General features: G+C 62.6%; 8 protein-coding genes. 3 read left to right on the top strand and 5 right to left on the bottom strand.

Features of this window, described 5'->3' with window-relative positions; translation table 11 throughout:
- Positions 1-218: 218 nt before the first annotated feature.
- The 3 genes from ACIOMR_RS19325 to trpB all read right to left on the bottom strand — a co-directional run bounded on the left by ACIOMR_RS19325 (position 219) and on the right by trpB (position 2,839).
- A complete protein-coding gene (locus ACIOMR_RS19325; RefSeq protein WP_003214903.1) occupies positions 219-662 on the bottom strand; it encodes an anti-virulence regulator CigR family protein in 444 nt (147 codons plus the stop codon).
- 140 nt (positions 663-802) lie between these two features.
- Positions 803-1,612 (bottom strand): tryptophan synthase subunit alpha, encoded by an 810-nt coding sequence (trpA, locus tag ACIOMR_RS19320; protein ID WP_003214901.1) that lies wholly within the window; start codon positions 1,610-1,612, stop codon positions 803-805.
- Positions 1,613-2,839 (bottom strand): tryptophan synthase subunit beta, encoded by a 1,227-nt coding sequence (gene trpB, locus ACIOMR_RS19315; RefSeq protein ID WP_003214899.1) that lies wholly within the window; start codon positions 2,837-2,839, stop codon positions 1,613-1,615.
- A gap of 109 nt (positions 2,840-2,948) precedes the next feature.
- Here trpB and ACIOMR_RS19310 point away from each other — a divergent pair, with 109 nt between their 5' ends.
- Positions 2,949-3,845 (top strand): LysR family transcriptional regulator, encoded by an 897-nt coding sequence (locus ACIOMR_RS19310; protein WP_401195825.1) that lies wholly within the window; start codon positions 2,949-2,951, stop codon positions 3,843-3,845.
- Here ACIOMR_RS19310 and ACIOMR_RS19305 read toward each other — a convergent pair.
- On the bottom strand, positions 3,842-4,168 hold the full coding sequence (locus ACIOMR_RS19305) for a YqjD family protein (protein ID WP_003170746.1): 327 nt from the start codon (positions 4,166-4,168) through the stop codon (positions 3,842-3,844). The two genes, ACIOMR_RS19310 and ACIOMR_RS19305, sit on opposite strands and share 4 nt — an antisense overlap.
- A 156-nt stretch (positions 4,169-4,324) precedes the next feature.
- On the opposite strand from ACIOMR_RS19305, the gene ACIOMR_RS19300 reads away from it, so the two are divergent.
- A complete protein-coding gene (locus ACIOMR_RS19300; RefSeq protein WP_008439585.1) occupies positions 4,325-4,540 on the top strand; it encodes a dodecin in 216 nt (71 codons plus the stop codon).
- A 117-nt stretch (positions 4,541-4,657) separates the two neighbouring features.
- On the top strand, positions 4,658-4,885 hold the full coding sequence (locus tag ACIOMR_RS19295; RefSeq protein WP_003214893.1) for a DUF1161 domain-containing protein: 228 nt from the start codon (positions 4,658-4,660) through the stop codon (positions 4,883-4,885).
- Positions 4,886-5,003: 118 nt separating this feature from the next.
- On the opposite strand, the gene ACIOMR_RS19290 is transcribed toward ACIOMR_RS19295, so the two are convergent.
- The gene (locus ACIOMR_RS19290) at positions 5,004-6,005 is read right to left on the bottom strand and encodes an LLM class flavin-dependent oxidoreductase (protein ID WP_087694564.1); all 1,002 of its coding nucleotides are present in this window, start codon (positions 6,003-6,005) and stop codon (positions 5,004-5,006) included.
- Positions 6,006-6,100 lie beyond the last annotated feature (95 nt).

Here is a 6,100-nt window from a genome sequence, read left to right as displayed (position 1 = left end):
GCGCGCGGGGGCGCCCCCCCCCCCCCGGCCCCCCCCCCCCCCCCCCCCCCCCCCCCCCCCCCCCCCCCCCCCCCCCCCCCCCCCCCCCCCCCCGCCCCCCCCCCCCCCCCCCCCCCCCCCCCCCCCCCCCCCCCCCCCCCCCCCCCCCCCCCCCCCCCCCCCCCCCCCCCCCCCCCCCCCGCCACAGCAAGCTCCCTCACCACAAAAGCAGTGCGGCTCTAGTACAGCGCGCCATCCAGAATCTGATAGACGATGCTGGTGCCAACGGCGATCAATACGATGTCCCCACCCGAACGGCGCCATTCATAACCAGGGTATTGCGGCAGATGGCCCAGCGCCCGTGGGTCCAGACGCTCACCATAGTAGTTTGGCGGCAGGCGCTGGCCGCGCACCAGGTGGATGCCGGGAGGCGGCGGCGCGCCACGGCGGAAGTCGCCATGGTTGTCGCGGATGACCTGTCTCACAGGACCAAAGTCCTGAGGCGGCCCGCCACGGTGGTTGTCCTGCGGCCCGCGATGGTCATCGCCACGTTGATCGTGCTGGCCCTGTGGGCCACCACGGTCAGGTCCGCCACCCTGATCATAGGGCGCAGCTTGGACCAGGGCGCTGGCGCCAAGCACCAGCACGCCTACACCTGCAATCAAACGTTTGGGGATTTTCATGGGGCTGTTTCCTCAGTACTGCACGAACAAAAAAGGGATTTCGAACCGGGTTCGAAATCCCTTGGTCTTGTTAGCTTAGGTGCTGATTTGCCAGCATGATTCCTCTGTATCAGGAACTTTACCTACCGCTTACGAGCCGCTTACTTACGGGCGTTGCGTACACCTTCCGACAGCGCCGAGCACAGGGTCAATACACCGTCGATGGCCTGTTGATCATTGCTGGCGTTGGCGATGTGGTCGATCAGTGCCGACCCCACCACCACACCGTCTGCCAGGCGGGCGATTGCAGCGGCCTGCTCCGGGGTGCGGATGCCGAAACCGATGCTGATAGGCAGGTCGGTATGCCGACGCAGACGGGTCACGGCCTCTTCGACGTGTTCCAGGGTCGCGGCGCCGGCGCCGGTCACACCGGCCACCGAGACGTAGTACACAAACCCTGAGCTGCCGTTGAGCACGGTCGGCAGGCGCGCGTCGTCGGTGGTCGGTGTGGTCAGGCGGATAAAGTCGATACCGGCAGCCTGGGCCGGGTCGCATAGCTCGCCGTTATGTTCCGGCGGCATGTCGACCACGATCAGGCCGTCGACGCCGGCTTCTTTCGCATCGCTGATGAAGCGTGGCACGCCGTACATGTGGATCGGGTTGAAGTAGCCCATCAGCACCAGCGGCGTGTCGCTGTTGCCCTCGCGGAACTCGCGAACCATTTGCAGGGTTTTCGTGAGGTTCTGCTTGGCGGTCAGCGCGCGGATGTTCGCCAGTTGAATGGCCGGGCCGTCAGCCATCGGGTCGGTGAACGGCATGCCCAGTTCGATCACATCGGCGCCGGCCGCCGGCAACCCTTTGAGGATCGCCAGCGAGGTGTCATACCCCGGGTCGCCAGCGGTGACGAAGGTCACCAGGGCGGCGCGGTTTTGTTCTTTCAGTTGCGCAAAACGTGTTTGCAGGCGGCTCATTTAGTGTTTCTCCTGCTTGGACTGTTCCATGTGGTGCATCACGGTTTGCATGTCTTTGTCGCCACGGCCGGACAGGTTGACCACCATCAGGTGATCTTTCGGCAAGGTCGGCGCGCGCTTGAACACTTCGGCCAAGGCGTGGGCGCTTTCCAGTGCAGGAATAATCCCTTCCAGGCGGCAGCATTTATGAAAGGCGTCGAGGGCTTCGTCGTCGGTCACCGAGGTGTACTGGACGCGGCCGATGTCGTGCAACCAGGCGTGTTCAGGGCCGATGCCCGGGTAGTCGAGGCCCGCGGAGATCGAGTGGGCGTCGATGATCTGGCCATCGTCGTCCTGCAACAGGAAAGTACGGTTGCCGTGGAGCACACCCGGTACGCCGCCGTTGAGGCTGGCCGCGTGTTTGCCGGTCTCGATGCCGTAGCCGGCCGCTTCAACGCCGATGATCTCGACGCTGGTGTCATCCAGGAACGGGTGGAACAGGCCCATGGCATTGGAACCGCCGCCGATGCACGCCACCAGGCTGTCGGGCAGACGGCCTTCCTGGGCCTGCAGCTGGGTACGGGTTTCCTTGCCGATCACGGCCTGGAAGTCGCGAACCATGGCTGGGTACGGGTGCGGACCGGCCACGGTGCCGATCAGGTAGAAGGTGCTGTCGACGTTGGTCACCCAGTCACGCAGGGCTTCGTTCATCGCGTCTTTCAGGGTGCCGGTACCGGCGACTACCGGGATCACTTCAGCGCCCAGCAGCTTCATGCGAAATACGTTGGCCTGTTGGCGCTCGATGTCGGTGGTGCCCATGTAGATCACGCATTGCAGGCCAAAACGCGCGGCGACGGTGGCGGTGGCCACACCGTGCATGCCGGCGCCGGTCTCGGCGATGATGCGTTTTTTACCCATGCGCCGCGCCAGCAGGATCTGGCCGATGCAGTTGTTGATCTTGTGGGCGCCGGTGTGGTTCAGCTCTTCGCGTTTGAGGTAGATCTTGGCGCCACCGCAGAACTCGGTCAGGCGCTCGGCGAAGTACAGCGGGCTTGGGCGTCCGACGTAGTCGCGCTGGAAGTAGGCCAGTTCTTCGTTGAAGGCCGGATCGATCTTGGCCGCTTCGTATTCGCGGGCCAGGTCAAGGATCAACGGCATCAGGGTTTCCGCCACGTAGCGGCCGCCGAACGAACCAAACAGGCCATTGGCATCCGGGCCGTTGCGTAAATCGGTCTGGGTCTGAGTCATGGGACGCTCCAGGTAGAAAATGTGTAAGAGGCAATGACGGTCACTCTACCCCTGACGCTTCCACGTGAAAACCGATAAGATCGCCACAACCTGTCAGGAAAACTCACAGATGAGCCGAGTCCTCCCACCGCTGAATGCCTTGCGCGCTTTTGAGGCGACTGCGCGCCTGAACAGCGTTAGCCAGGCCGCTGAGCAACTGCACGTGACCCATGGTGCGGTCAGTCGGCAGCTCAAGGTGTTGGAAGAACACCTTGGTGTAAGCCTGTTCGCCAAGGACGGGCGCGGCCTCAAACTCACAGATGCCGGCATTCGTCTGCGGGATGCGAGTTTCGAGGCCTTCGAGCGACTGAGGGACACCTGCGCCGAGCTCACGCAAAGCAGTGCCGATGCGCCGTTTGTGCTCGGCTGCTCCGGCAGCCTGCTGGCGCGCTGGTTTATTCCGCGTCTGGGGCGCCTGAACGCCGAGTTGCCGGATTTGCGCCTGCATCTGTCGGCGGGTGAAGGCGATCTTGACCCGCGCCGCCCCGGCCTGGACGCGCTGCTGGTGTTCGCCGAACCCCCATGGCCGGCGGATATGCAGGTGTACGAATTGTCCAGCGAACGCATCGGCCCGGTCATGAGCCCGCGTTTTGCCCATTACGAGCGATTGCGCCAGGCGCCTCCCGAGGCGCTGCTGAATGAGGCCCTGTTGCACACTACCTCACGCCCGCAAGCCTGGCCCAGCTGGGCGCAGCACCATGGGATCGACACTGGCGCGTTGAAGTACGGTCAGGGGTTTGAGCATTTGTATTATTTGCTGGAGGCGGCGGTGGCCGGGCTGGGGGTAGCAATTGCGCCTGAGCCGCTGGTGGCAGAGGACCTGCGAGCGGGTCGCCTGGTTGCGCCGTGGGGTTTCAGTGAAACCCCGGCGCAACTGGCGTTGTGGCTACCCAAGCGCGCCGCAGATGGGCGCGCCGGGCAACTGGCGCAGTGGCTCAAGGCTGAGCTTGCGCGCCAGGACGTTTAGTCGCCGCGTTTGCACAGCAAGTAAGCCGCCAGCAGACCCAGCGCGCCGACGGCGACACCGGCGGTAGTCCATGGATGCTCTTGCGCGTAGTCCCGTGTTGCAACACCGGTTTCGCGGATTTTGACTTTGCTTTCTTCGTAGGCATCGCTGATCAGGTGGCGGGAATGCTTGAGAGCGTTCTCGGCATTGCTTTTCAGGGCCTTCAGGGTTTTGCGCGACTCGTCAGACGCATCGTCCTTGAGGCTTTCCAAAGATTTGAGCAGGCTCGAAATCTCGGCTTCCATGCTTTCCAATGACGCTTTGCGTAAAGAGGTGTTGGCCATGTGGGCTCTCCTGGAGTGATTGAGTGGCGTGTGTTGTTTCCGACTGCGGCGGTTTCAGAAAGTGCAGTAAATCTGAACTTTCACATCGCAATAGCCGCCAGAAGCAGTACGAGAATTCACTGCTAGTCTTGATTAACGACCCCAGGAGAAAAACTTATGAGTGATCATCACACCTACAAGAAAGTCGAACTGGTGGGCTCTTCCGCGACCAGCATCGAGGAGGCCATCAACAATGCCCTGGCTGAAGCCAGCAAGAGCATCAAGCACTTGGAGTGGTTTGAAGTGACCGAAACCCGCGGTCATATCAAGGACGGCAAGGCCGCGCATTTCCAGGTGACCCTCAAGGTGGGGTTCCGAATTGCCAGTAGTTGATTGAGCCGGTTGAACTTGCGCGCTGGCCGATTGCCATAAACTCCGCTACAACCTTTAGGCACGTCGACGTGACGAGCGGCGACGTGCTTCCTTTCGATCAACCCAAGGAAGTGACGGATGAAGAACTTTTTGTTGGCGGTAGGTTTGTTGAGCATTGCGGGCACGGCCCTGGCGGCGGGCAAGCCTTGTGAAGAGCTGAAAAGCGAGATTGCGGCGAAAATCGACGCTAAAGGCGCTTCGGGCTACTCCCTGGAAATCGTGGACAAAGGTGCTGCACCTAGTGACCACACGGTTGTCGGCAGCTGTGAAGCCGGTACCAAGGAAATCGCCTACAAGCGCGGGTGATCCCGTGTTGCAGACGTAAAAAACCGACGCAAGTGCGTCGGTTTTTTTATGCCTGCGATCCCTCGCTCCGCGTGGGAATGAAGCCTGGGATGCTCTGCGTCCCGCCACACTCCTGGATTCAGCCCTTCATGACCTGCGCCAGCAGCTCGTAGGAATGAATCCGGTCGGCATGTTCGTACAGGTCACAGGTAAAGATCAGCTCATCAGCGCCGGTCTGCTCCACCAGCACCTCCAGCTTGGCGCGGATCTTCTGCGGGCTGCCCACCATGGCCAGGCCGAGGAAACTGCCGACCGCGTCTTTCTCATGGGGCAGCCACAGGCCGTCCATGGTCTTGACCGGCGGGCGCTGCACCAGGCTTTGCCCACGCATCAAAGCGAGAATTCGCTGGTACACCGAGGTGGCCAGGTAGTCGGCTTGCTCATCGGTGTCGGCGGCCACCAGCGGGATGCCGAGCATCACATAGGGCTTGTCCAGCACGGCCGAAGGCTTGAAGTGGTTGCGATAGACGCGAATCGCTTCATGCATCAGGCGCGGTGCGAAATGTGAGGCAAAGGCGTAAGGCAAACCGCGCTCGCCTGCCAGCTGCGCACTGAACAGGCTGGAGCCCAGCAGCCACACAGGCACATTGGTGCCCGTGCCGGGTACGGCGATCACGCGCTGGTCCGGGGTGCGCGGGCCAAGGTAGGCCATCAGTTCTGCCACGTCTTCCGGGAAATCATCGGCGCTGCCGGAGCGTTCACGGCGCAGCGCGCGGGCGGTCATCTGGTCGGAACCCGGTGCGCGGCCAAGGCCCAGGTCGATGCGGCCCGGGTACAGGCTTTCCAGGGTGCCGAACTGCTCGGCGATCACCAACGGCGCGTGGTTGGGCAGCATCACGCCACCGGAACCGACACGGATCGTCGAGGTGCCACCGGCCAGGTAACCCAGCAATACCGAGGTCGCCGAGCTGGCGATGCCGTCCATATTGTGGTGTTCGGCGACCCAGAAACGGTTGTAGCCGAATTTTTCCACATGCTGGGCCAGGTCCAGGGAATTGCGCAGCGACTGCGCCGGGCTGCCGTTGGCGCGCACGGGCACGAGGTCGAGGGTCGAGAACTTTACGTCGGACAGCGATTTCATAAGCCTGCTTCTCCAATGGGGGCGCAGGCTTCTTAGACGAACCAAAACCTGCCGCTTCATGTGCATGTCCTATGCAATGAGGGCATATACCCGAG

It is taken from the genome of Pseudomonas sp. NPDC087814 (genome assembly GCF_044742865.1).
Classification (GTDB): Bacteria; Pseudomonadota; Gammaproteobacteria; order Pseudomonadales; family Pseudomonadaceae; genus Aquipseudomonas.
This window is presented reverse-complemented; position numbering and strand designations above follow the sequence as displayed.

Excerpts from the sequence above, each read along its gene's own strand:
- ACIOMR_RS19325 (WP_003214903.1), bottom strand. The coding sequence starts at position 662 with ATGAAAATCCCCAAACGTTTGATTGCAGGTGTAGGCGTGCTGGTGCTT.
- trpA (WP_003214901.1), bottom strand. The coding sequence starts at position 1,612 with ATGAGCCGCCTGCAAACACGTTTTGCGCAACTGAAAGAACAAAACCGC.
- trpB (WP_003214899.1), bottom strand. The coding sequence starts at position 2,839 with ATGACTCAGACCCAGACCGATTTACGCAACGGCCCGGATGCCAATGGC.
- ACIOMR_RS19310 (WP_401195825.1), top strand. The coding sequence starts at position 2,949 with ATGAGCCGAGTCCTCCCACCGCTGAATGCCTTGCGCGCTTTTGAGGCG.
- ACIOMR_RS19305 (WP_003170746.1), bottom strand. The coding sequence starts at position 4,168 with ATGGCCAACACCTCTTTACGCAAAGCGTCATTGGAAAGCATGGAAGCC.
- ACIOMR_RS19300 (WP_008439585.1), top strand. The coding sequence starts at position 4,325 with ATGAGTGATCATCACACCTACAAGAAAGTCGAACTGGTGGGCTCTTCC.
- ACIOMR_RS19295 (WP_003214893.1), top strand. The coding sequence starts at position 4,658 with ATGAAGAACTTTTTGTTGGCGGTAGGTTTGTTGAGCATTGCGGGCACG.
- ACIOMR_RS19290 (WP_087694564.1), bottom strand. The coding sequence starts at position 6,005 with ATGAAATCGCTGTCCGACGTAAAGTTCTCGACCCTCGACCTCGTGCCC.